This window comes from Myxococcales bacterium (genome assembly GCA_016712525.1).
In the GTDB taxonomy this organism is placed as follows: domain Bacteria; phylum Myxococcota_A; class Polyangia; order Polyangiales; family Polyangiaceae; genus JAAFHV01.
Genome location: JADJQX010000001.1, coordinates 1,642,903 through 1,667,707, shown reverse-complemented (window position 1 = coordinate 1,667,707; position 24,805 = coordinate 1,642,903). Strand labels below are relative to the sequence as shown.

Below are 24,805 nucleotides of genomic sequence, written 5' to 3'. Positions count from 1 at the left end.
CGGGGAAGCAGATCCGACCGACGTTGGCGCCAAGTCCGCGAAAGCACTGGCGACGTGGCGAGCAGACCCGACCGACGCTGGCGCCAAGTCCACGAAGGCACGTGGCGGACGAGCCGGGCCGGCTTGGTCCGGCCGAGCAGGTCGCGACCGACGCAAGACCGACCAACGATGGCCCGAGTCCGCGAAGCTCTCGCGGGCCTGGCCGGGCCACCCCTTGGACCTGGCCGGGCCACTGTGGCCGCACACGATCCCCTGTAAATTCAGCTACTTCGTGTTGGCCCAGATCGTGAATTAAGCCAGGGCATGTCCAACCCTCGTCGCATCGTTCCGGGCACCACCTACCTCATCACGCGCAGGACCACGCGCCGTTACTTCCTCCTGAACCCGGACAAGCGGCGGATCCTGCTTGCGTTCTATTGGTACACCACGGCCGTGCTCGCGGCGGAATTTGGCATAGAGATTCACGCGGTGCAGATGCTCTCGAACCACCTCCACGAGGTGCTCACGGACACGCGAGGAAGGCTCCCCGACTTTCTGTCGCAGCGAAATCGCCTGCTCGCGAACGCCATCAAGGTGCTTCGCGGGTGGCCCGAAGAGGTCTTCTCGCGTGAGGGCGCGAGCGTCGTTGCGCTCTATGGTGAGGACGCCGTGCTACAGAAGATCGGGTACACGCTCGCGAATGCGGTCGAGGCGGGGCTCGTGGCGAGCCCCGAGGATTGGCCCGGTGTCACGCTCGCGGCGACGGACATTGGCACGCGTACGATTCGTGTCGCGCGTCCCGAGATGTACTTCGACGCGGAAAACACGCGCTGGCCGGCGGCGGCCGAGATTTCGATCACGGTGCCGCGCGCGCTCGAGGCGAGCTCGGGGCACGAGGGGGCGCGGGAGCGCATCGTGTCCGCGGTCAACGCTGCGGTAGAGAAGGCGCGCATCGTGGCCCGCAAGGCAGGGAAGTTCGTGCGCTCGCTCGAGTGGATTTTCGCTGTGCCACATACGACTCGCGCGTCGTCGTTCGAGAAGGAGGGGGCACGGAATCCGAGCTTTGCGGCGGGTGGGAACGTGGAGATGGCGGTGCGGGCCATGAAGGAGCGGGCCGCGTTCTTGGGGGCGTACCGTGAGGCGTTTGCGAAGATGAGGAGCGCAGTGCGGGATGTGTTCTTTCCTGAGGGGACGTGGCGCCTCTTTCGCGAGCTGGGCGTCAATGTAATTTCAGGCACTTAGCGCCAACGTCGGTCGGATCTTCCGCCCCTGCTGCCCCAAGCACTTCGCGCCAACGTCGGTCGGATCTGCTGGTGCTGGTGCCACTTCGCGCCAACGTCGGTCGGATGCTACCGCTTCCGCGAGCTCGGCGTTAACGTAGTTTCAACCACTTAGCGCCAACGTCGGTCGGGTCTTCCCAACACTTAAGTTAGCGCCAACGTCGGTCGGATCTGCCCGCGCGAGCTGGCCGTTGCCGGCCGCTATGTGACTTTCCCGAGCTGGGCGTCAATGCGCCAGCGTCGGTCGGATCTTCCTTCTATGTGACTTTCGCGAGCTGGGCGTCAATGCAATTTCAACAACTTAGCGCCAACGTCGGTCGGATCTTCCTCGGTCGTAGCGCCAACGTCGGTCGGATCTGCCCATGCCCATGTTGCCCACGTCGGTCGGATCTGCCCTCCCCTGCCCTCCCAAGCACTTAGCGCCAACGCCGGTCGGATCTGCTGGTGCCACTTAGCGGTCGGATCTGCCCGCGCGAGCTGGCCGTTGCCGGCCGCTATGTGATTTTCCCGAGCTGGGCGTCAATGGAATTTCAACCACTTAGCGCCAACGTCGGTCGGATCTGCCCGTTGCCCGTCGTTCGAGAAGGAGGGGGCACGGAATCCGAGCTTTGCGGCGGGTGGGAACGTGGAGATGGCGGTGCGGGCCATGAAGGAGCGGGCCGCGTTCTTGGGGGCGTACCGTGAGGCGTTTGCGAAGATGAGGAGCGCAGTGCGGGATGGGTTCTTTCCCGAGGGGAAGTGGCGCCACTTTCGCGAGCTGGGCGTCAATGGAATTTCAGGCACTTAGCGCCAACGTCGGTCGGATCTTCCGCTCTCGGTCGGATCTTCCGCTCCAGCCACTCCGAGCTGGGCGTCAATGGAATTTCAACCACTTAGCGCCAACGTCGGTCGGATCTGCCCGTGCCCGCGATCTGCCCGCCGCTCCGAGCTGGGCGTCAATGTAATTTCAACCACTTAGCGCCAACGTCGGTCGGATCTTCTGCTTCGCCCGCCGCCGAGCTGGGCGTCAATGTAATTTCAACCACTTAGCGCCAACGTCGGTCGGATCTTCTGTTTTCGCACTTCACGTCCCGCGAACGCCGGGGAGCGGGCACGACTCGTGGCCGGTCTTCTCGTCGTATTGCTGGTGGTACTCCTCGGCCTTCCAGAAGACCTTCATCGGCGTGACGATCGTCGTAATGGCCTTGGGGCGGCGCTTCTGCTCGGCCTCCATCGAGGCCCGGTAGGCCGCCTCTTGCGCGGGCGAGAACGTGAAGACGCCGCTCCGGTACTGGTCGCCCACGTCGGGGCCTTGCCGGTTCTTCGTCGTCGGATCGTGGTTCTTCCAGAACGTCTCGAGCAGCTTGTCGTAGCTCACGACCTTCGGGTCGAACTCCACGAGCACCACCTCGGCGTGGCCCGTGCCGTGCCCGCACACGTCCTCGTACGTCGGTGCCTCGGTGTGCCCGCCCGCGTAGCCCACGGCCGTCGCCGTCACGCCGCGCACGTGGCGGAACGTGTTCTCCGAGCCCCAGAAGCACCCCATCGCGAACGCCGCGAGCTCGTGCCCGGGCGCCGCCGCGAGGGGCGTCCCCTTCCCTGCGTTGCCCGGGTTCGTGCCCACACCCGTCGGCGCGATCTGACCGGCAGAGGGAGAGACGTGGGGGCTCTCGGCGCGATCGGGCGAGGCCTGGGAGCCTTTGCACGCGACGACGAGCAGGGCGGACACGACCGAGGCGGCGACGGCGGCGGTGAAGGACGGGTGCTTCATGAAGGACCTTACGCACGCGAGGGGAGGCTGGTTTCGCGAGAGCCTCGCGGGCGAGACGATCATGGCCCTACGGCCGCGTAAGGACGACATGTTTCGACACCGCCACGCCTCTCGCGGTACGACGGGGCTCCCGAAAGGAGCGCCCATGTCCATCGTCCTCTACCATCACCCGTTCTCGCGCGCGGCCACCGTCATCTGGATGCTCGAGGAGCTCGAGGTGCCGTACGAGCTCGGCTACGTCGACCTCATGAAGGGCGAGCAGAAGCACCCGGACTTCGTCGCGAAGAACCCCATGGGCAAGCTCCCCACGCTCGTCGACGGCGACACCGTCGTGACCGAGGTCGCGGCCATCGGGCTCTACCTCGCCGATCGCTACGGCCAGGGAAAGCTCGCGCCCGCGCTCGACGATCCGCGCCGCGGCACGTACTACCGCTGGGCGCTCTTCGCGCCGTCCGTGATCGAGCCCGGGTCGATGGCCCATGCCGCCAAGTGGGAGTTCAAGCCCGGCCAGGCCGGCTTCGGCGACTACGCGAGCATGCTCGCCACGATGGAGCACGCGGTGTCGCAGGGCGAATACCTGCTCGGACCGGATTTCACCATGGCGGACGTCATCTTCGGGGCGACCCTCCGGTACATGCTCCGCTTCAAGATGATCGAGCCGCGCGAGGCCTTCACGGCCTACGCCAAGCGCCTCGAGAAGCGCGAGGCCCTCACCCGCGCCGACGCGAGGAACGCGGCCATCATCGCCGAGCGCGGCCTCGGCGGCTGAGGTCGTCATGGATCGCCCGAAGGTCATCGAGCGGCGGGGCGATCGCAAGCGGAGCGCCGAGGAGGTGGCCGAGTACCTCGTAGCCGTCGGCACCTCGCTGCTCGAGTGCGGGTGCCCGGCCTACCGGGTCGAGAGCGCCGTGCGCACGATCGCGGCGCTCGAGGGCTACCGCGCCGAGGCCTTCGCGCTCCCCACGGGGCTCTTCGTGAACGTGCGCGGCGAGGGCCCGAGCGCGACGCCCGTGCACCGCATGGCGCGCATCACCGAGTGGGGCCTCGACCTCGATCGCCTGGTGCGCGTCGACGACGTGTTCAACGCCGTCGCCCGCGGGGAGCGTGATCTCGCCGCCGCCGAAGACGACCTCGAGGCCCACCGCGCGAGCCCTCGGCCGTGGCCACGCGCGCTCCGATGGCTCGCGATCGGGGCCGTGGGGGGCGCGGCGGCCGTTTTCTTCCGGGGCTCGCTCGTCGACGCGGGCGTCTCGGCGGTGCTCGCGCTCGCGCTCCACGGCGCGATTTTCGCCGTCAAAAAGAACCCCGCGGCGCGCTTCCTCCAAGACTTCGTGCACGCGTTCTTGGCCGCGGTGCTGGCCTACGGCGCCTCGCGGCTGGTGTCGGGGGCCTCGCGCGACGCCATCGTGCTCGCGACGATCGTGTCGCGTGTGCCCGGAATGACGCTCACCACGGGCCTCGCCGAGCTCGCGCAGAAGAACCTCGTGTCGGGCGGCGCGCGGCTCATGGAGGCGCTCGTGACGCTCTTGTCCCTCGTGCTCGGGGTGGCCTTCGCCGTGGCGCTCGGGCGCGGAGCGTTCGCGGTCACGTTCGAGGTGCAAGCGCACGCGGGCCTCGGCATCGGGTACCAGCTCGCGGCGCTGCTCGTGGCGTCGTTCGGCTTCGGCGTGCTCTTCTCGGTGCCGCGCGCGTGGCTCTGGACGGCGTTCGTGTCCGGCGCGGTGGGGTACGGGGTGTCGGCCACGGCGTTGCGGGCCGTGCCCGTGCACGCGGCGGCGTTCCTCGCGTCGTTCGGGGTGTGCGCGTTCGCCAACGGAATGGCCAAGCTCACGGACAAACCCGCGCAACTCTTCCAGATTCCAGGAATGATGCTGCTCGTCCCCGGCACGTTCGGGTTCCTCGCGGTGAGCGCCCTCGCGCGCGGCGAGATCGAAGGAGCGGCCCGCGCGGTCGAGGTGCTGCTCGTCGCGGGTGGGCTCGTCATCGGGGTCATCGGCGCGAACGCCGTGGTGCCGCCGCGCAAGATCCTGTGAGCGTCAGAGCACCTTGCGGAACTGGATGAGCCACTCGCCGTCGGCGTCGCGCAGCCTCACCCGCCGAACGACCGGGGTCGGGCCGTCGGCGTAGGTCGCGTGCGACACCTCGTACGGGGTCGACGCGCACGTGAGCACCACGGTCGTGCCGGTGATCTCGGCCGACGTGATGGCGATCGGCGTCCCGTCGATGGCGTGGGCCTCGAAGCCCTTCGCCGCGGCCCAGGGGCCCGTGGCGTGCATCGTCCCGAAGTGCCGCGGATCGTCGACCAGCGGGCGGTTCGTCGTGATGGTGACCTTGGCGCCGTCGCGCACGACGTCGACCGGGGCCACCGGGTCGCGGAACGTCTCGCTCGCGATCCACGGGTAGACGTGGCGCGCGTACATGCGCCCGAGCTCCGCGGTGCCGCGCTCCGAGAGGTGAAAATTCTCGGTCGCGTACTCGAGGTTCGTTTTCCCTCCGACGAGCCGGATCGTGCCAGGGCTCTTGCGCCACGCGGCGGTCATCGCGTCGGTCGTCGTGTTGTAGATGCCCATCGGGGGGTTCACGTACGCGGCCGACGGGTGCGTGAGGAACATGGGCACGCGCCGCGTCTGCCCGGTGATCGCTCGGAGATCGGCGTCGTAGTCGGCTTGGAGCTTCTCGACGTCGGCCGCGTAGGTGGCTCTGCCGTGATCGGTCTCGCCGTGCGTGAGCAGCACCGCCGCGAACCGTAGCTCGTACCCGAGGCCGGCGAGCAGCTCACGCATGCGCGTAGCCTCGGCGAGCGACGCCGCGTAGCTGTGCACCGTGCCCCCCTTCTTGATGCCGTCGATGCCCTGGCCGTTCTGCCCCACGACGATGTGCGCGGTGCGCACGCTGCCGCCCGAGAGCCTCGCGATCTCCTCGGCGAAGGGCGCGTGGGGCGACTGGTACGACACGTTGATGGGCCACGGCCCCGACCCGCTGCCGGCCTCGCGCATGGGCTCGGCGAGCGTCTCGAGCTTCCACTCCGAAGCGGGCTTCGCCTGCGGAAACGGCAGGGCGTCGAGCTTGCCCCCCGTCATGTTGCGGAGCACGAAGTGGCCCTCTCCGGCCGTACGCACGGCGGGCTCGTACGGCGCTCCGCCACCCCGCCCACCGACGCTGAGCGACTGCCCCGTGCCGAGGATGCCCCACACGAGCCCCGCGCCCGGCTTCACCGGAGGAGGGGGCGGAGGGGGGGGTGGATCGGTAGGCAGGGGCACGACGGGCGAGGTCGCCGTGGGCTCGATCGGCGCCGACCCATCGGGTGACGGCGGAGTGCCGACGGAGCCGCACCCGACGAGCGCGAGACCACCACCGACGAGCGCGTGCCGAGCCAAGAACGACCACGAGGCCATCGTGGAAGCGTACGGCCAGACCGGGTCTCTCCGAAAGAGGCTACGGAGTGGGGCCAAAACACTGAGGTTTTGGCTTTTTGTTGCCTTGCGCGTCGACCGTAAACGGGTTTTGGCAGTCGCCGGCGTCAGCGCCCGTCGTGGGCTTGCCGCCGCCCTGAGGTTTGCCGATCACGATGGCCTCGTCGTCGCTCGAGGCGGTGGCCGAGGGCTTTCCCTTCGGGGCGCCGCTCTCGCCGGGATCGCCGAGCACCATGCCGACGTAGGCCGCGCCGGCGATGAGCCCGAGCACGAGCACCGACACGACGAGCGTGCGCGCCGTGCTGCTCTTCGGCGGGGGCGCGGTGAGCCCGGGGTTCGGCGCGACCATGGGGGCCTGCGCGGCCGCGGGAGCTTGTGGGGCCGCGGCGGCGGGCTCGGGTGCGCTCGGCTTCGGGTCGGCCGCGGCGGCGACGGCGGGCTTCACCTCGACGGCGGGCTCGTCGACGGGCTTCTCGACCACGATGACGGGCTGCGAGCGCCGCGACAGGAGCGCGCGGATCTTCGGATCGCTCTGGAGGGCCTTTTCGAGTGCCGCGGGGAGGGCGTTCTCGTTCAGGGCTTGGAGCTCGGCGGTGGCGTTGGGCAGCGTGGGCTTGGGCTGCTTGGCGACCTCGGGCACGGGGATCGCCTCGATGGGCTGCGTCTCGATCTCGGCCACCACGTCGGCGCGGTAGCGGATGCGCTCGCCACCCACGCGCTCGACCCACTCGCCGACCTCGCGCGCGGGCGCCGGTGGGCACGCCTTCTCGAGGAGCACGGCCATCTCGCGGGCGCTCGCCCATCGATCGCGCATCTCGCGCTCGAGGCCCTTCAAGATCACCATGTCGAGCTCGGTCGGGATGTCCTTGGCGAGCTCGCTCGGGAGGCGAATGGGCTCGGCCATGATGCTCACGATGAGCGTGGAGATGTCGTCGGCCTTGAAGAGGCGCTGGCCGGTGAGCGTCTCCCACAGCACGACGGACGCGGCGTACACGTCGGTGCGGCGGTCGACCGTCTCGTGGGCGAGCTGCTCGGGCGCCATGTACGAGACCTTGCCCTTGATGTGGTCGGGGGCCTCGTCGACCATGTTCGTGGCCGTCGCGACGCCGAAATCGAGCACGCGGGCCGTGCCGTCGATCCCGACGAGGCAATTCTGGGGGGACACGTCCCGGTGCACGAGGCCGAGGGGGCGACCTCGCTCGCTCTTGGCCTCGTGCGCGGCGTGGAGGCCCTCGAGCAGCCCGCACGCGATGCTCACGGCGATCCGCGGAGGCACGGGCTCGCCCGCTTCTCGGCACTTGCGCAAGAGCCGAGAGAGCGAGTCCCCGGGGACGTACTCCATGACGTGGAAGAGCTCGCCGTCGAGCGCGACGACGTCATGGGTGGCCACCACGTTCGGGTGCCGGACACGGGACGCGAGCCGCCCCTCGGCGAGGAACATGCGGACGAACGCCGGGTCCTTCGCGAGCTCGGGGAGGAGGCACTTGATGGCGACGACCCGCGCGACCCCCTGGTCCCCGAGGACGCGCCCGTAGTGGACGGTCGCCATGCCACCCGCGGCGAACTCGCCGTAGAGCGCATAGCGCCCGAGTGTGCGCCTGTAGTCGGAGTCGGCGAGGTCTGCCACGTGCCTCGAGACTTAGCAGGTCCTCGCGTGCGCGAAAAGCATGGGTAGGAGGAGGTGCGCGGCTTGCGTCGAGGCCCTCGCGATCCTAAGCACCGGCCCGAGATGCCCGCCGTACGGTTCGCACGTTTTGCCTGGGCCTTCCTGGCCTACAACGCCCTCGTCATCGTGTGGGGCGCGTACGTGCGCGCGAGCGGGTCGGGCGCGGGGTGCGGGAGCCACTGGCCCACCTGCAACGGGGAGGTCATCCACCGGCCGCGCTCGATCGAGACGGTCATCGAGATGTCGCACCGGCTCACGAGCGGGCTCGCGCTCATCGGGTCGGTCGTGCTGGCCGTGTGGGCCTTCCGCGCCTTCCCGAAGGGGCATCAAGCGCGGCGCGCGGGCGGGGCGCAGCTCGGCTTCATGCTCGCCGAGGCCCTCGTGGGCGCGGCGCTCGTCCTCTTCGAGCACGTCGCGCACAACCCGTCGGCGAAGCGCGGCCTCAGCATGTCGCTGCACCTCGTGAACACGTTCTTCTTGCTCGCGAGCCTCGTGCTCACCGCGCACCTCGGTGGCGGTGGTCGCCCCATTCGCCTGAAAAACCAGGGCGTCATCGCGTGGCCGCTCGCGATCTCGGCCCTCGCGATGCTCCTCGTGGGCACCTCGGGCGCCATCGCCGCCCTGGGCGACACGCTCTTCCCCGCGCGTTCCCTCGGCGACGGGCTCGCGCAAGATCTGGCCGCGGGCTCGCACGTGTTCCTCCGCCTGCGCGCGCTCCACCCGCTCTTCGCCGTGACGGTGGGCGCCCTCGTCGTAGGAACGGCGACGCTCGCGCGGGCGGCGCGGCCCGGTGACGCCGAGGTGTCACGCGCCTCGAAGCTGCTCGCGGCGCTCTATTTCGTGCAGCTTGGCATCGGCCTCGCCAACGTCGGGCTGCTCGCGCCGATCCCGCTGCAGCTCGTGCACCTGGTGATGGCCGACGCCGTGTGGGTCATGCTCGTCTTGCTCGGCGCGAACGTCATGGCCACGCGTGACACCTCCGAGATCGCGCCCGTCCCCGCGCGCGCGTAGCGCTCCCGGGCCCATCGACGGGCCACGCGTGCGCATTTCTGGCCGTGCGAGGTCGTCCGCGTCGCGCGCGGAAAAAAGCGCGCTATCGTGCGCCCATGACATCGACCTCGCCTCGCTTCGTCGCCCTCGTCGCCCTGCTCTCGGTCGCCGCGTGCAAGAGCCAAGAGTCCCAGGGGACGCCACCCGCACCGAGCGCGGCGAGCACGGCCTCGGCCGCCCCGAGCACCCCCGCGAACGATGACGCGAGCGCCGCAGCCCCGACCGACGGTGGCGGCGCAGAGGCCCAAGCCCCGAAGCGCGCCATCCCCCGGAACGCGGGCCACGTGACGATGATCCTGAGCGCCATCAACTCGCTCGACCTCCGCGATCCCGAGAAAAACCAGAAGCTCGACGCGATCGCCAAGTCGTTCACCGAGACGGACGGCACGCGTGACGAGGGCCGCAAGATCCACGACGAGCTCTCGACGCAGGTCAAAGCCGGGAAGATCGAGACTGCGAAGCTCGAGCCCCTCTACGCCGAGCTCGAGAAGGCCGCGAAGGAGGCGCACGACAAGGAGGTCGTCGCGCTCGACGGAATTTACGCGGCGCTCGGCCCCATCGAGAGGACGACCATCGCGAACCAGCTCCAGCAGAAGCTCACGAACCGCGACGCCCACCTCGCCAAGGCGCGCCCCGACGCGGGCTCCCCGGCCGACGAGAAGAAGCAGGTCGCCGAGCGCATGGCGAAGAACCTCGGGCTCGACGAGGCCCAGCAAAAGAAGGTCGAGGCGGTGCTCCCGAGCAACGAGCGCCAGCGCATGGAGGCCGACCGCGAAGAAGACAAGAAGAACACGACGGCGCTCCTCGCGGCCTTCGCCAAGGACGGGTTTTCGGCGAAGACGCTCCCCTACCGCGATCCGAAGAAGCTCCGCGTCCCGTTCCAGGAGCAGGCCAAGGTGTTCGCGCAGCTCTTGCCCATCTTGAAGCCCGAGCAGCGCGAGAAGCTCGCCGCGAGCATGACCCACGCGCGAGGCCCGCACTTCGGGGGACCCCGCGGACCCATGGGAAAGCCGGGCCCCCACGGCCCCCACGGCTGGGGCGACCACGAGCCCTGAAACGTCTGCTCTCGAACGTGCCCGTGCCCGGCGCGGCTCTCGAACGTGCCCGTGCCCGCAGGCTTCGGCCCGCGCATCGAGCGTTCGCGACTCCGTCTTTGCGTGCCCCCTGCCCTTGCCCGGCTCTCTGCGGAATCACGGGGAGCGAACGTCACGTTGCCTTTGTCGGGCACGGGCACGGGCACGGGCACGTTTACGGATCAGAGGAGATGGGACACGCGCAGAGTCGGGTGGCCCCTTCATCGCCTCCGGAGCAGGTGGGCGCGCTCGTGGACCTCGTGCACGCCCGCCGCGACCTGCTTCGGGGTCCCGGGCTGCGCACGCTCGGCGACCAGGGTCACCGCGAAATCGGGACCAAAGGTGGCCTCGACCTCTCCCTTCGGGACGGACCAGGGCGGCCCCGAGACCTTCTCTTGCGGGTAGTCGAACGTCACCATGAGGACGACGCCGCCTCGGCGCACGACGCGCGCCATCGTGTCCGCGTAGGCACGGCGCATCTTCGGGTCGATCGCCACGAACGCGGCACGATCGTAGGCCCCGTCGAAGTGGCCTCCCGTGTGGTCGGGTGTGAGGGCGAAAGCGTCGCCCTCGAGCACCACGAGGTCTCGCCCCTCGTGCTTCGTGTAGGGCGCGACCGACGCCGTCATGGGCGCCTCGCCGAGCTCGGAGAAGAGCTGGGTGATGGCCTCCCCCACGAGCTCTGTGCCCGTAACGTGGTGCCCGCGCTCGCGCAAGTACACTAGATCGACGGCCTTCCCGCAGAGCGGAACGTAGAGCCGCGAGAAGCCATCGAGCACCCCTGCGTGCTCGACGAGCAGCGTGTTGGGTCGCCCCTCGTGAAAGCCGATCTGCCCGTTCGCCCAGCGCTCCTGCCAAAATGCGGGTTCCATGGGGCGGAATCGTAGCAGGTGGCGGAGCTGCGCCCAGCGCGTCTTTGCTGCCTCGCGCCGCCATTTGCTGCCCGTTCGGTGCCCGCGGCCACATCGCTCGCCTTGTGCGACCACCCGGATCTGGTCGTCGAACGTCGAGAGCCGTCGCACACGGCCGCCACGACGACCCTACCTACCGCGGCGAGATCCCACATGACGGGACACGCCACCGTAGCGGATCTTCCCATGGCGCCTCACATCACGGTGGAACACCAACAAGCACAAAAGACGTCGCCGCGATTCCGGGGCGTCATTCACGACTTCGACTCGATCCTCCAGTCCCAACCCGGGCGTACCTCAAGCAAATTCACGAGCTCCGACCCCGTACAGACAACGCCATGGCCGTTGTCCACCAGCACATCGGACCTATTGACCAAGGCAACCAGTAGCCTCTTGCAAAGCTGTATGTCACTATAGCCGATCGCGAAATAGATCGGGTCCGGGATCCGAGAGAGAATCCAGGCCCGTTCACTTGGCTCCATCTCACCCTCGACATAGGGATCGACATCCACATACATGCGCGACGCACCTGAAGTCACCAGATACCGACGATCATCCACGTTTTCAACACGGAATCCCGCGGGTACACACGCAATCAGCGATTCGAGGGTAACGAATTTCGGGGCAACGATGATGACCGACTCCATTTCATCCTCCCTGGTAACTTCGGCCTCGCAAGGACGTGCGCTCGCGCACGGTACGTACGAGGTCCTCGTCGAAGGGGCGTACGTGGATGCCCGTGGTCAGGATGAGCTCGTGCCGAGCAAGGCACTGCGTGTGCCGGATGTCCTTGATGCGGCCGTAGAGATTCGTCCGCGCGGCACGTCGTCGTGCTCGTGAGCGCGGGCTCATGGCGCGGCGTGTCTCGACAATTGCTCGAGCCACTGGGTCTTCTCTCCCGGGGAGAGCACGAGCTTCGCGAACATGTTCGCGTTGGCGTCCTGAAGGTGGATGATGGCTCCTCCTCCGACATGCTCTCCGTACGCAGACGTGTGTAGCTCCGAGAGGCTGAGCACCCAACGTACCCCCGGCGAGGTGTCTGCCAGGAATGACACGAGGTGCGCAGCGACATATTTCAACGTCTCCGCGCCGAGGGGGCTACTCGTGCCCGACGCGAGCAGCTGCACCTGGCACCAATCGCCGACGCCCTTCTCGTCGAGAACGAGCGCCAGGGTGCCGCTCGAGCTCCCGAGCTCGATGGGGTTCATGACGCTCACCATAGCACGGCCTTCATCCAAAGGGTGCTCCTGCGGTTTGCCCGCCACGCTCGAGGAACCGCTGCGCGCCAGCGACGAGTGAAGGGCCGGCCTTCGAGCCTTTGGACCGGGGCCTCGCGCGAATCTAGGACGACGGCCACGGACGCCCCCTCGCAGTGCCGCGCACCTTCGTTACGATTGGTTTTCGTGTAAACGGATTGAGGATCGTCGCCTCCTTGTCGTCGTAGATCTCCTCCCAGAGGTTTACGCCATCCAACCAGGCACGCAGCCACGTTCGAGTCGTGAAGTCCGTCTGGGTTGGCGGCCCCACATCGTCCATCGTGACGACGTGCCCATGGGGGTCAACGCACGACCAGATCGCGTCGCCCCAATCCCACACGGGCAGCAACCGTGTAGGCCATCCTCCCACACGAAAGTCGGCGTACGTGGACACGACGGACTCCACTCCAACGAGCGGCCGGGCGCCATAGCCAGGCCCAAAGCCCCCGTCGCTAATCTCGAGGTAGACCCGCCCAAGGAAGGGATCGAGCGGCATTCCCAAGCCCTCTTCCGCTTGCTTCAACGCCGCGAGCGACACAGGAGGCCGGCATTTTCCCTCTGTCCGAGATCGCAGTAGACCAATCAGGTCATCGTCCTCGAGCATGGGCAACCCTCGTCAGAAGCTTACGTGGCCTGTGGTTCATGGTGCGCTCAAAGACTGCGTCCGGGCATCGGTGGTTCGAGAGGATCCCTCAACGGGTCGAAGCCCGAGAGCCCGAGGTCTTCCCGAGGGATCATGAAGGCGTCCGCTTGGCTCTGCATCCGCAACAGCGCCTCGACGTACGCCATCTCTCTGCCCTCGTGATACGCGGCCTCTTCGGGCCGGCGCTCCTTGTCTCGCTGCGCTTCCGCCGCGGCCTCGCGAAACAGGTAGAAGAGGTCGCGGATATAGGCTGCGTAATTTCGACTCATCATCAGGGCCCTCGACGGAATAGGGTTTCTTGCAGGTTTGCGGTACGTCGTCCCGCTCGCCAAGGTCGAGTCGAAGAACTCGCCGATCGATTTGCACGCCATTTCACCGGAGTAACAATTCCCTCGCACGTCGCCGCCCGGTACGGGCCCCTTCGTCCCTTTCGCGCACTCGCACTCGAAGATAAGGCACCCATGCTGAAGGCATGGAGTCCACGCACCCCCGTCACGGTGTAGCCCTCGCGCAGCTCGAATCGGCCCCCGACGCGGCATCGGTCGCGTTGCGCCTCCCAGTCGAGGAACGCGAGAATGACCGGCACGTCCTCGCCCGACGCGGCGTGCCCTTGACCCACCAGGTAGACACGGGCCTCCACATCCTCGGGTTCGTCCATGGGACGGACTTGGCAACGATAGTCAGACAGAACGGTTCGGGGTGAACCGTCTTTGCGTTCGCGAAACCGAACGCTGCATATCGCCAGGAAGCCGAACGCTGGTGCAGTGAAATCGGGCAGCATCGGAGGACCTCGCGGTACGAATCATGCGGTCACCCTAGGAGGAACGAACTGCACCGCCAGACCGCTGTGTACGGTGAGGGTTCATGAAGTGGCGATCCGCGTGTCGGTGGAAACCGGCCCTCACCTCACTCGGGGTCGACGTAGTCGACGAGCTCGCCTCGGAACGTGCGGAGGGTGGTCACGCCATCGCCCCGCGCGACGATGCTCTCCGGAAACAGCGGGACCTTGCCGCGGCCGTTGGGCGTGTCGCAAATGAGCTTGGGGAGCGCGATGCCCGTGAGGCGCCCTTGGAGCGCGCCGATGAGCTCGATGCCCTTCGCGAGCGGCGTGCGGAGGTGCGAGGTGCCCTTCACCGGGTCCATCTGCAAGAGGTAGTACGGGCGAACACGCGCGCGCACGAGGCCACGAAAGAGCGCCTCGAGGGTCTTTGCGTCGTCGTTCACGCCGCGGAGGAGCACCGTCTGGTTCATCACCGGGAAGCCTGCGTCGGCGAGGCGCTCGCACGCCGCGATCGAGGCCTTGGTGAGCTCCTTCGGGTGGTTGAAGTGGGTCATGACCCAGAGCGGGTGAAAGGGCCGGAGCGCCTTCACGAGCTCGCCCGTGACGCGCATGGGGAGCGTGACGGGCACGCGCGTGGCGAGGCGGATCGTGTCGAGGCTCGGGATGGCGCGGAGGGCCTCGACGAGCCGCACGATGCGCGGGGTGGCCATGGCCAGCGGATCACCACCGCTTACGATGACGTCCCGAATTTGTGGGTTCTGGCGCAGGTACGCAAACGCCGGGGCGAGGGCCTCGAGCGACACGGCCCCGCCCCCGTCGCCTACCATGCGCGAGCGCGTGCAGAAGCGGCAGTACACGGCGCAGCGATCGGTCGCGAGCAAGAGCGCGCGGTCGGGGTAGCGTGAGACGAGATGGGGGGCGACCTCGTGCTCGACCTCGCCGAGCGGGTCGTCCAGATCGCCTCGCACCACCTTGGCCTCGTCGGCGTGGGGCACGGCCTGGAGGCGGATCGGGCACCGAGGATCGCGCTTGTCGACGAGCGACAGGTAATACGGCGTGATCGACATCGGGAGGCCCTGGCTCGCCGCGCGCTCGGCCCCGAGGCGCTCGTCCTCGGTGAGCGGGAGGCGACGCGAGAGCTCGCTCACCGACGTGACGGCGTTCCGCACCTGCCAGGCCCAGTCTCGGCGTACGCGCGCGCGCGGGCCTGCCTTCGCCTCGGGAGGCTCACGACGCACGAGCGACTCTGCGGGGACCACGTCTGCCACCGCGGCGGACCTTAGCAAATCGCGGGCGAATGTCGCCCCGCGGTGTGCACGGTCACCTCAGCATGGCCGCGCACTCGCCCTTGGGGCCGCGCTTTCCTTCTTTGATGCAGGCTTGGTAGCAGCGGCGCGCGTCGGCCATTTTGCCTTGCTCTTGGTAGGCCGCGCCGAGCAGGAGCCACGCCTCGCCGTCGGCCGGGTCGAGGGCGACCGAGCGCTCTCCGGCGGCGATCGCGTCCTTCGATTTGCCGCGATCGAGGAGGCGCTGGGCCTCCTTCTTCTCTTCGAGGGCGGTCTTCGTGGGGGCGTCGCTCGACGCGGCGGGCGCGGCGGCGGCGGTGGGCTCGGCCTTCGCAGGCTCGGCCTTGACGGGCTCGGCGGCGGGCGCCTCGGCGGGCTTCGGTGCCTCGGCCACGGGCTTGGGGGCCTCGACCGGCTTGGCTGCCTCGACGGGCTTGGGGGCCTCGACCTGGGCGGGCTCGGCGGGCTTGGCCTCGGTGACGGCGACGGGCGCCGCGGCGGCGTGCGTGGAAGGGACGGCCGCGTTGCCCTTGCCCTCGAGCAGCTTGGCCCCCACGCCGCCCACGAGGAGGACCGCCGCGGCGGCCACGAGGCCCGAAACGATCCTCCTTGCCCGGGCGACACGAGCGCGGACCTCGGGGGTCTCGCGGAGGGCGCGCTCCTTGGCTTCGTCGTCGTCCTCGAGCACATCGGCGGGCACGGGCACCGAGTCACGCGCGAAGAAGGGCTCGTCGCCGATGTCTTCGGTGACGGGGGGAATGCTCATCGCCTCGAGGGAAGAAGGCGACGAGGGCGCCGACGAAGGCGCCAAAGCGGCCACCGTGGCGACGTTCTCGGACGAAGGCGACGAGCCCTGGGCGAACGGATCGCGCTCGGTGGCGACGGGACGCGACTTCTTCATGCGGGCCTTCGACTTCGACATGGCGGATTCCCTTCCGATGCTTCCACGAGCTGCTTGGCTTCACCTGTCCGGATCCATCCCGGAAACGACACGACGTAGGTGGCACGGAGCGGCACAAACGGGTCACACGATCGTGCAGGAATGCACGGTGTCGTGCGTCTTCTCGGCTCCCAAGCAAGAACCGATCTCGCCCGTGACGCACATTGTCGCACCCCCACCGGGCACCTGAACGGAGGCCGCGCGGTGGGGTGCCTAGAGCATCGGCGATGCCTGAGCTCGACCCGTCAGGTCGACACGACGAGGTCCTTGAAGGCCATCATGGCCCCGTCGGCGAGGCGCGAGGTGGTGAGCGTGAAGCCCGCGAGGTCGCCGCGACCGACGACGTTGTCGGAGGCGTTCGTGGTGTCGGGTTGGCCGTACGACGTGTACTCCGGGTGGCTCGCGAAGATCTCCTGCACGAGCGCCTGATCGAAGACGACCTGCGAGGTCGTGGTCTTGGAGCCCACGGTCACCGAGACGTGGATGTGCACGGTTCGCCCGCGGTACCAGCCGGGGAAACACGAGTCGAAGTCGACGCGGCCGGCGGCGTCGGTCGTCTGCGCGCCGCGGAAGTAGTGCTTCGACGCGTCGGCCTGGTCCTTCAAGCACATGCCGTTGTTGGGCGTGTTGCCCGAGTAGCTCCCGTTGATCTGCGTGTGCCACACCTTCACTTTGGCGCCCGCGATGGGCTTGCACGAGGCGTCGAGCACGCGCAGGGCGAGCCGCATCGGGAGACCCGTGTATCCTTCACTGATGTCGGTGCGCACCTGGTCGGCCGCCTCGGTGCATGGGCCCTCGGTCACGGCGACGGCGAGGGCGCAGGCGCTGACGGTGGCCGGGAACGGATCGGCGTAGCCACCCTTCATCGACTTGGTGCCGCCGCTCGCCCAGCTCCCCGCCGAGGTGCCCGAGTCGGTCGTCGTGCCCGAGTCGCCGGTGCCCGTTCCGCCCCCGTCGCCTCCGGAGGTCCCAGCGTCGTCGGTGTCCGCGAGGACCGAAGAGCCGCCACACGCGAGGAGCGCCGCGCCACCGAGGACGGCGAGGAGACCACGCGTCGCCTCGCGACGGGTAAGGAGGGAGGGAGCCACGGGTCTCTGCTTCATGAAGTCCTAAGGCCTTTCTCGGCGCGACTCCGCACCGCCCTCGTGACGTGCACGGCGCGCGCGAAAGCGATCACGAGGCCTGCGATTTCTTCGTGGCTCAGCCGCTCGTCGCGAAGAACCACGCCCACCCGGCGAGCACGGCGAGCAGAAGCACCACGAGCACGCCCATGATCACGCGCATGGCCACGTCTTGCCGGGACGAGGTCGACACGTCGAGTGGCGAAGGCGCGGGCGCAGCCATTTGCACGGCGGCGGGCGCTTGCGCAGGGCCGGGCGCAGCACGACGGGCACGCTCGGCCGCGAGCGCCTCGGCCACCTGAGGGAGAGAGGGCGCGGGGGCCTCGGCCTTCGCCGAGACCGAGCTCGGGACAAGTGGGGCGACGGCGTCCGCGGCGCGGGTGGTGGCCACCGCGAGCTCGAGCCCGGACGCGTCGGCGCGAGAAGGAGCGTTCGTGCCGAGGAGCGCGCGGAGGGCCTCGCGGTGCGTGTCGATGTGAGCCCCGCATCGCTCGCGCACGAGCGCCGCGACCGCGCCCTGATCGGCCACGAGGAGCCCGCTCTGGACGGCGCGGGCCATCTCGTCGGCCGTCGCGAACCGCGCCGAAACGTCCCGCGCGAGGGCACGCTCGAGGATGCGGTCGACCGCGTCGATGCCCGTCTGAGGGACGGCCCCCGTGCACACCATGAGCGCCGCTTCGATCGGGTCGTCCGAGTCGAACAGCTTGCGTCCGCACACGAGCTCCCACAGCACCACACCTACGGACCAGAGGTCGATGCGGTGGTCGGATTTTTGGCCGCGGAAGCGCTCGGGCGCCATGTACGACGCCTTGCCTCGCAGCTCGTTGCCGGTCGTGACCTCGGCGCGACCGAGCGCGCGCGCGATGCCGAAGTCGATGACGCGCACCGTGCCGTCCGCCGCGATCATGATGTTCTGCGGGGAGATGTCGCGGTGCACGAGGTGGAGCGGCTCGCCGAGCTCGTTCGTGGCCGTGTGGGCCGCCTCGAGACCGCGGAGCGCCCCCACGACGATGGCCGCGGCGACCGGGAGCGGCACGGCGAGGCGCCCCTTCTCGGACCGCACGAGCTGACCGAGCGTTACCCCGAGCACGTACTCGAACACGAGCATCACCGTGCCTTGCGCGGTGACCACGTCGAGGATCGGCACCACGTTGGGGTGCGAGATGCGCGCGGCCATCTTGGCCTCGTCGAGCATCATGCGGGAAAACTTCGGGTCGGCGGCGAGGCTCGCGTGGAGCTTCTTGATGGCCACGGTGCGCGTGAACCCGGCCGCGCCGGCCATGGTGCCGAGGTACACGGTGGCCATTCCGCCCGAGGCGATCGGTCGATCGATGGTGTAGCGGCCGAAGCTGCCCGCGTCCTCGGACGAGACGGCGGGCGCGCCGAGGGTCTCGTCGGGGTCGAGGATGGGCGCGACCTTGGCCGTGGCGTTCGCGTCGAGCTTCGGAGCTTCCGCCGTAGCGTCGGGGTCGAGCTTGGGGCGCGCGGCTCCGAGAGAAGCCTGAATGCGCGAGAGCGACACGCCCGACGGGGGCAGCACGACGCCCGTCTCGTTCTCGATCACGCCGTCGAGCTCGGTGATGCCGATGGGGCGCTCGAAGGCCGAGGCCGAGGGCGGCGCGGGGAGCACACGCGACGACGCGGGGGCAGGAGGCGGCGCGGGCGCGGCGGGGGCGGTGCGCGCCGACGGGGGCCCACCGAAAGAGAATCCCGACGGAGGCAGGACGACGCCCGTGTCTTCTTCGGTGACACCGGCGACGTCCATGATGCCGACGGGCCTCTCGGCGTGCGGGGCGGGGCCGATCGGAGCCCCCGTCGGCTCGCCCATGCTCACGCGCGCCTCGTGGATCATGGCCTCCACGAGCTTGTCGACGGTGACGATCGAGCGCGACTCTTCATCGGCCGGGGAGCGCCGCTCGACGCCGCCACCGAGCGCCTGCCGGAGCTCGTCGGCGAAGACCCACGCCGCCGGGAACCGGTCGCTGCGCGACGGCGCGATGCCACGGAGGAGCACGTCGACGATCGAGCTCGGCAGGCCATCGCGCGCGCGCTCGGCGACCCACGCGCGGCGCGAAGCTTCGTCGCCCGGATCGATCGCCGAGAGCTCGCCGAGATCGCCCCCGAGGAGCGCGAGCGTCAGAGCGCCTATGCCGTACACGTCCGTGCGCGCGTCGGCGATCACCTCGGAGGAGAGCTGCTCGGGCGCGAGCGTACCGAGGAGAGGCGAGGACGCCGCCGCGGGCATGCGTCGGTAGCTCTCGATAAGGAGCCGTCCGAAGGCGATGTCGGCGAAGAAGATGCGCTGCTTCGCCGACTCAGGATCGACGAGGATCCCCTCGGCCCGGAGCGCGCCGTGCACCACACCCTGGCCATGCGCGGCCTCGAGAGTGTCGAGCATCTCGGCGGCGAAGTCGATGGCCGTGGGCCCTGGGAGGCGGCCACCCCACGCGCGGCGGAGCTCGTCGAGCGTGTCCCCCGAGGCGTGCTCGGTGACCACCACGGCGCGCCCTCCGTCGCCCGCACCTGCGGCGAGGGTGCGAGGAATGCCTGCGACGTCGACGCGGTTTACCTGCGTGGTCTCGTACGTCCACCGCTCGAGGGCGCGTTCACGGAGCCGCAGCCAGAGGACGTACCCGAGTCCGCGCGCTCCGGTGCGAGGCTCGACGACCTCGTAGGTGTGGCCCGACCGATCGGCGCCTCGGAGCTTCTCGACGCGGTAGCCGGCGCACACCACGGCCCCACGAGGGAGCGCCGCGTCGCGGAGAGCCGCGTTCGCGTCGCCCGTGGACCCGGGCTCAGGCGGATTTCGAGGTGGTGACGGCATACGACGTGGGGCTCGCGGGCGGGGCTTCGGACCTCGTGGGTTTGCGCCGAATGGCCGATCCGCGCGTGATGCGGCGCAGGAGCTCGGAGCTCATCGGAGGCAAGGACGAAGGGGCCGCGCGTGGGCCTGGCTCTTCGTTCGCGAGCGACGAGAGCGCCGCGGAGAAGGCGTCGGCGGAGGGCCAGCGCACGGACGGCGACGGAGAGAGCGCGTCGGCGAGCAGTGCTCCCGCGACCTTCGGGCAATCGGGGCGCGCCTCCGCGAGCACACCGGGCACGCGATCGAGCTCGACCACCCGCAACGGGCGCCCGATGAGGCGCTCGACGACGACCGACGCCACGGCCGCGAGATCACGCGCGATGGGCTCGTCGCCCACGGCCACTTCGGCGAGCTCGAGGTGTGCGCGCCACGCTGCCCCCCGCCCGACCGGGTCGAGCGAGACCCCCGCTTCGTGCGCGAGCGCGAGGGCGCCGAGCCAAACCCGCGCCTCGGCGACCGCGTCGTCGATCGAGACCTCCGCAGAGGGGCGCTCACGAGGGAGCCCGAGGCGAAGGGCCCCTCCCGAAGGCCCCCGCACACCCCGGCCCTCGAAGGGCGCACCCTCTTCGCGAAAAACGACCATTCGCCACCTTCCCTCCTACCATCCGTTCAGCCGAGCGAGAAGCCCGGACCACCCGAGCGGGCGCGGCGCGGCCCCAAGCCTGCACCCAAGCGTTAACGGATGTTCAGGTAACGAAGCGAAATCGAACCTTTGCGTCTCGAATCTCCTAATGTGGGAAGGCCATGGGAAGGCGCGGTGAAAGCGAGGCCGAAGAGGGAAAGCACACCCCCGTCATGCCCGCGTACCGAAGCGACGCCACCCGCAACGCGAACATGTACTCGCCGCAGTCGCTCGTGCAGGAGTCGGAGCTCGAGCGCGCGGTCACGCTGACGCCCTCGGTCGCGGGTGTACCTTCGGGCGACACCGAGGCGAGCGATCTGCCTAGGGTGACCCGCACCGAAGAGCGCTACGCGATGCACGACCTCCTTGGCGAGGGAGGCATGGGCGAGGTGCGGGCCTGCACCGACATGCACATCGGGCGCGAGGTGGCGATGAAGGCCATGCGCCCGGCGCAGTTCGCGCGGGCCGACCTCCGCACGCGTTTCTTGCGAGAGGCGCGCATCCAGGGCCAGCTCGAGCACCCTGCCGTGGTGCCGGTGTACGACCTCGGCTTCCACGACGAGGGCGCCCTCTATTTCACGATGCGGCGCGTGCGCGGCGAGACGCTCGAGGGGCTCATCGAGCGCCTCCGCTCGGGCGACGCGAAGGCACGCCAAGACTTCCCTCAGCGGAAGCTGCTCTCCGCCTTCTCACGCGTGTGCCTCGCCGTGCATTTCGCGCACACGAAGGGCGTCGTGCACCGTGATCTCAAGCCCGCGAACATCATGTTCGGGGACTTCGGCGAGGTGTACGTGCTCGACTGGGGTGTGGCGAAGGTTCTCTCGAAGGACGCCGCGCCGCTCAGCCAGGGGCCGAACCTCGAGATCTCCCACCTCGATTTCACCGAGGTCGCCGCCGCGAAGACGGCGTCGGGCGCCATCATCGGGACGCCGGGCTACATGGCGCCGGAGCAGATCCTCGGGCAGTCGGGCGAGGTGAACCCCCAGACCGACGTGTTCGCCCTCGGCGCCATGCTCTTCGAGGTGCTCACGCACGAGCCGATGTTCGCCTACGGCGAGCCTCAGGACGTGCTCTCCCGGACGCTGAAGGGCGAGGGCCGGAGCGCGGCGGCGCGGTTCCCGGACAAGCTCGTCCCCGAGGTGCTCGACGCCGTCTGCCAGCGCGCGACGAGCCCCTTCCCCGAGAAGCGCTACACGACGGCCCGGCAAATCTCCGAGGAGATCGAGGCCTACCTGAGCGGCGACCTCGAGGTCGAGCGGCGCCAAGTGCTCGCACGAAAACACGCGCTGTCGGCACGTGAAGCGGCGGGCCGCGCGTTCTTGCCGACGGGCACGATCGACGATCGCCAAGCCGCGCTGCGCGAGGTCGGTCGCTCTCTCGCTTTGGATCCCGACGATCCGGAGACGCTCGCCCTGCTCGTCCGCCTCGTCACGGCGCCGCCCAACGAGATGCCCGCCGACGTCGAGGACGAGATGCGCACGTTCGAACGCCGCCGAGGGGAACGAGGTGCGCGGAGAGGTGCCGCGCTCCTCGCCCTGGGCGCGGCGATCGCCGTGTTGCCCACCCCCTTCGTGATGGGCGTCCGGAGCCCCGCGCTCGTCGCCGCGAACACCGTGCTCTGGGGCATGGCGCCGCTCATTCTGTACGCGGGGCGAAGGCTCCCGCAGTGGCTCGGAGCCGTGGTCGCGTACGCGGCGGTGGCGTCCTCGGCGCTCGTGTACGGGCCGTTCATCGCCGTCCCGGCGTTCGCGGCGGGCGTCACGGTGGCGTTCGTCCTCGCGGGGCGAAAGCCGGTTCGTGCGCTCTCGGTCGGGCTCGCCGTCGTCTCGGTGGTCTTGCCGCTGGTGCTCGAGCTCCTCCACGTGCTCCCCCCCTCGTTCGTCTTCGAAGGCGATCGGATGGTGATCCTCGCCCGGGCGGTGAGCTTCCCGGCGATCGCCGGCACCATCATCCTCACGGCCACCCACGTGGCCACTCTGCTCTTCATCGCCTACTACGTGGCCGAGAGCCGCAGCACACTCGACAAGGTCGAGCTCCAGAACGCCCTGCAGGCCTGGCAGCTCCGGCAGCTCGTGCCGAAAGAGGCCCAGGGAGCGCTGAAGACCCACGGGCGCACGCCTCACTCCGAGCGCCTCACTCCGCCGCCGAAGAGCGCGAGCCAAGACGAGCCGGGCTGAGGCGAGCGCGACCGACGTTCGCGCCAACCACGCGAATCTGCTTCGAAATCGCTCATGACCGGGTGCGCCGCGGCACGAGGGTCCTCCTTCCGCACTTGGCCCTTCTCAAGCCCCCTCACGTCGGGCAGGTTGCCCCCCGTGACCGAAGAGACCCGCATCCTCGCGCCGACCGCCGACCCTCGTGTGTTCCTCGCGCCGGACGGCAAACGCCTCTCGCCGCCACCTGGCTGGGTGTGCCTCCCTCCCGGTGACGCCGGGCTCACGCGCCGCGTGAAGCTCGCCGGGCCGTCGTGGGCGGTCGTCGAGAAGAAGGGGCGAAAGACGTTCTCCAAGGGGCTCTGGGCGCCCGAGGCGAACATCGCCTCCGCACGCGCCGCCCTCGAGTCGGAGCGCTCGACCGAGGCGTACGCGAAGAAGAGGGCGGGCGACATCGAGCGACGCGAACGCACCCAGGCGGCGTACGTGCTCACCTTCGAGCACGAGGTCTATGGCTTCCTCCGCTTCGCCCCGCGCTTCGAAGAGCACGCCCGTGTGCTCGCACGACGCGTCGCGGAGCACGCCACCCCCGTGGGCAGCGGGACGGTCGCGCGGACGAAGCGCATCTCGGTCGCCGAGCGCGCGGAGGCGGCGGTCATCGCGTGGATGCGGCACCAGACGACCGCGTACGATCACATGAGCATCGCGAGGGTCAAAGGGAAGCGCCGCGAGGTGCGGCGTGAGCTCGCGACGCTCTCGCGCGCCGTCCTCGACCTTCACCGGCGCGACGTCGCCCACGAGCCACGCACGTGCCCGCTCTGCACGGCGCTCGCGGCCCCACCGCGGGCGACGGCGACGGACGTGGACGACATCGAGATTTGACGAGGCTTCGCGGCGCCCATCCACCGCAGACTGAATAGGCGTGCCGATGCCTCGTCTCCTCTCGACTCGCGCGGCATCCGCCGCGGGTGAGCTTGGAAAGGAATCGCATGAAAAGAGCGCTGGTCGTCGGTAGCCTCGTGATCCTCGTCGGCCTCGTTTCGTCGACGTTCGCCTGCAGCAGTGAAAGCTCGAGCGCCACGCCGAGCGACTGCGAGGCCGCCTTCAACAAGCTGTGCGACAAGGCGGCGAGCTGCACGCCCACCGGAAAGGTCACGTTCATCTCCCCGTCGAGCGGAGACGCGGGGGGAGACGCGGGGGGTGGCGGCGGCTCCCTCAGCATGAAGAGCGCGGCCGACTGCAAGATTCTCTACGGCAGCTCGTGCAGCTCCCAGCCTCCGGCCAACATCCCGGCGTGCGCGGCGGCCGCAGAGAGCGCTCAGTGCACCACCCGCGCCACGGGAGAGGGCGCCCTTGCTTTCCCCGCAGCCTGCCAGTAGCCCTCGGCCATGCCGCCCGACACAGCGCGCCCTACGGTCCACCTGAGCATCGACGTACCGAACCTCGACGCGGGGCTCCGCTTCTACACGACCGTCCTAGCAGCCTGTTGATTTTCGGACCGAGGCCGTTCGACGTCCGCGCCCGACCCGCCGAGGCGCGATCCGAGGAGCGCCCGGAGCCTACTTTCGTAGGTGAGGACGCACCGCAGGATCGCAACGAAGGTGGTCGGGATGCGGCGGCGAGCGGCCGATGGGAGAAAATCAACGGGCTGCTAGGGTTCCTCGAGACCGCGCAACCGTTCCCGACGATGGCCATCCTCGACGCGAACAACGTCACCGTATGCATGCACGAGAAGCCCGCGGGGTCCGTGCCCGCCAAAGGCGCAGCCGACGTGCGGCGGTACGAGCGGCATTGGACTCCCGTCCACATCGATATCCACACGAACGACTTCGACGCGGTCGTGGCCAAGGTGCGCGCCGAGGGCGGTCACGTCGAAATGGAGTTTCGGGACCACGGCCCCAAGCCCGCGGCGTTCTGCTGCGATCCGTTCGGCAATGGGTTCTGCGTCATCGGAGAACGGGCGAAGTAGCCACGCGCGCACGATGCCGCGGAGTGCACGGCCTGCTACGGTCCTCCGC

General features: G+C 69.2%; 22 protein-coding genes. 9 read left to right on the top strand and 13 right to left on the bottom strand.

Annotated elements, in window-relative coordinates:
• Positions 1–303 precede the first annotated feature (303 nt).
• Entirely contained in the window at positions 304–1,221 is a 918-nt protein-coding gene (locus tag IPK71_07115) for a transposase (protein ID MBK8213511.1), read from the top strand.
• 1,101 nt (positions 1,222–2,322) lie between these two features.
• Here IPK71_07115 and msrA read toward each other — a convergent pair.
• The gene (gene msrA / locus IPK71_07110; GenBank protein MBK8213510.1) at positions 2,323–3,009 is read right to left on the bottom strand and encodes a peptide-methionine (S)-S-oxide reductase MsrA; all 687 of its coding nucleotides are present in this window, start codon (positions 3,007–3,009) and stop codon (positions 2,323–2,325) included.
• A 145-nt stretch (positions 3,010–3,154) separates the two neighbouring features.
• Here msrA and IPK71_07105 point away from each other — a divergent pair, with 145 nt between their 5' ends.
• Complete coding sequence (locus IPK71_07105; protein MBK8213509.1) at positions 3,155–3,778, top strand: glutathione S-transferase family protein; 624 nt, start codon at positions 3,155–3,157, stop codon at positions 3,776–3,778.
• Between the two features lie 7 nt (positions 3,779–3,785).
• Positions 3,786–5,042 carry a threonine/serine exporter family protein gene (locus IPK71_07100; GenBank protein ID MBK8213508.1) on the top strand — a complete coding sequence of 419 codons (1,257 nt, stop codon included), beginning with the start codon at positions 3,786–3,788 and terminating at the stop codon, positions 5,040–5,042.
• A 3-nt stretch (positions 5,043–5,045) separates the two neighbouring features.
• Here the strand turns inward: IPK71_07100 and IPK71_07095 are convergent, their stop codons facing one another.
• Both IPK71_07095 and IPK71_07090 read right to left on the bottom strand, forming a co-directional pair.
• Positions 5,046–6,404: a hypothetical protein gene (locus IPK71_07095; protein MBK8213507.1), complete on the bottom strand. Its 1,359-nt coding sequence runs from the start codon at positions 6,402–6,404 to the stop codon at positions 5,046–5,048.
• A gap of 40 nt (positions 6,405–6,444) precedes the next feature.
• Entirely contained in the window at positions 6,445–8,049 is a 1,605-nt protein-coding gene (locus IPK71_07090; protein ID MBK8213506.1) for a serine/threonine protein kinase, read from the bottom strand.
• Positions 8,050–8,151: 102 nt separating this feature from the next.
• Between IPK71_07090 and IPK71_07085 the strand changes: the two genes are divergently transcribed.
• Both IPK71_07085 and IPK71_07080 read left to right on the top strand, forming a co-directional pair.
• A complete protein-coding gene (locus IPK71_07085; protein ID MBK8213505.1) occupies positions 8,152–9,099 on the top strand; it encodes a COX15/CtaA family protein in 948 nt (315 codons plus the stop codon).
• 95 nt (positions 9,100–9,194) lie between these two features.
• Positions 9,195–10,193, top strand: coding sequence for a hypothetical protein (locus tag IPK71_07080; GenBank protein ID MBK8213504.1), 999 nt, complete (start codon positions 9,195–9,197; stop codon positions 10,191–10,193).
• A gap of 239 nt (positions 10,194–10,432) precedes the next feature.
• Here IPK71_07080 and IPK71_07075 read toward each other — a convergent pair whose 3' ends face one another.
• The 10 genes from IPK71_07075 to IPK71_07030 form a co-directional block, all read right to left on the bottom strand.
• Entirely contained in the window at positions 10,433–11,083 is a 651-nt protein-coding gene (locus IPK71_07075) for a thiopurine S-methyltransferase (GenBank protein ID MBK8213503.1), read from the bottom strand.
• A 293-nt stretch (positions 11,084–11,376) separates the two neighbouring features.
• A complete protein-coding gene (locus IPK71_07070) occupies positions 11,377–11,769 on the bottom strand; it encodes a hypothetical protein (protein ID MBK8213502.1) in 393 nt (130 codons plus the stop codon).
• 1 nt (position 11,770) lies between these two features.
• Complete coding sequence (locus IPK71_07065) at positions 11,771–11,974, bottom strand: hypothetical protein (GenBank protein MBK8213501.1); 204 nt, start codon at positions 11,972–11,974, stop codon at positions 11,771–11,773.
• The gene (locus IPK71_07060) at positions 11,971–12,330 is read right to left on the bottom strand and encodes a hypothetical protein (GenBank protein ID MBK8213500.1); all 360 of its coding nucleotides are present in this window, start codon (positions 12,328–12,330) and stop codon (positions 11,971–11,973) included. Before IPK71_07060 ends, IPK71_07065 begins: the two co-directional genes overlap by 4 nt.
• Before the next feature lie 699 nt (positions 12,331–13,029).
• Positions 13,030–13,392, bottom strand: coding sequence for a hypothetical protein (locus IPK71_07055; GenBank protein ID MBK8213499.1), 363 nt, complete (start codon positions 13,390–13,392; stop codon positions 13,030–13,032).
• Positions 13,393–13,927: 535 nt separating this feature from the next.
• Positions 13,928–15,088, bottom strand: coding sequence for a KamA family radical SAM protein (locus tag IPK71_07050; GenBank protein MBK8213498.1), 1,161 nt, complete (start codon positions 15,086–15,088; stop codon positions 13,928–13,930).
• 34 nt (positions 15,089–15,122) lie between these two features.
• The gene (locus IPK71_07045) at positions 15,123–16,010 is read right to left on the bottom strand and encodes a tetratricopeptide repeat protein (protein MBK8213497.1); all 888 of its coding nucleotides are present in this window, start codon (positions 16,008–16,010) and stop codon (positions 15,123–15,125) included.
• A 263-nt stretch (positions 16,011–16,273) separates the two neighbouring features.
• A complete protein-coding gene (locus IPK71_07040; protein MBK8213496.1) occupies positions 16,274–17,131 on the bottom strand; it encodes a hypothetical protein in 858 nt (285 codons plus the stop codon).
• A gap of 97 nt (positions 17,132–17,228) precedes the next feature.
• Positions 17,229–19,973, bottom strand: a complete 2,745-nt coding sequence (locus IPK71_07035; protein MBK8213495.1) for a protein kinase — start codon at positions 19,971–19,973, stop codon at positions 17,229–17,231.
• Entirely contained in the window at positions 19,945–20,595 is a 651-nt protein-coding gene (locus IPK71_07030) for a hypothetical protein (GenBank protein MBK8213494.1), read from the bottom strand. Before IPK71_07030 ends, IPK71_07035 begins: the two co-directional genes overlap by 29 nt.
• Positions 20,596–20,756: 161 nt before the next feature.
• Here IPK71_07030 and IPK71_07025 point away from each other — a divergent pair, with 161 nt between their 5' ends.
• From IPK71_07025 to IPK71_07010, 4 genes are all read left to right on the top strand, one after another.
• Positions 20,757–22,811, top strand: a complete 2,055-nt coding sequence (locus IPK71_07025) for a serine/threonine protein kinase (GenBank protein ID MBK8213493.1) — start codon at positions 20,757–20,759, stop codon at positions 22,809–22,811.
• Between the two features lie 54 nt (positions 22,812–22,865).
• Complete coding sequence (locus IPK71_07020) at positions 22,866–23,669, top strand: DUF2293 domain-containing protein (protein MBK8213492.1); 804 nt, start codon at positions 22,866–22,868, stop codon at positions 23,667–23,669.
• A 107-nt stretch (positions 23,670–23,776) separates the two neighbouring features.
• Positions 23,777–24,166, top strand: coding sequence for a hypothetical protein (locus IPK71_07015; GenBank protein ID MBK8213491.1), 390 nt, complete (start codon positions 23,777–23,779; stop codon positions 24,164–24,166).
• A gap of 308 nt (positions 24,167–24,474) precedes the next feature.
• A complete protein-coding gene (locus IPK71_07010) occupies positions 24,475–24,756 on the top strand; it encodes a glyoxalase (protein ID MBK8213490.1) in 282 nt (93 codons plus the stop codon).
• Positions 24,757–24,805: the final 49 nt, after the last annotated feature.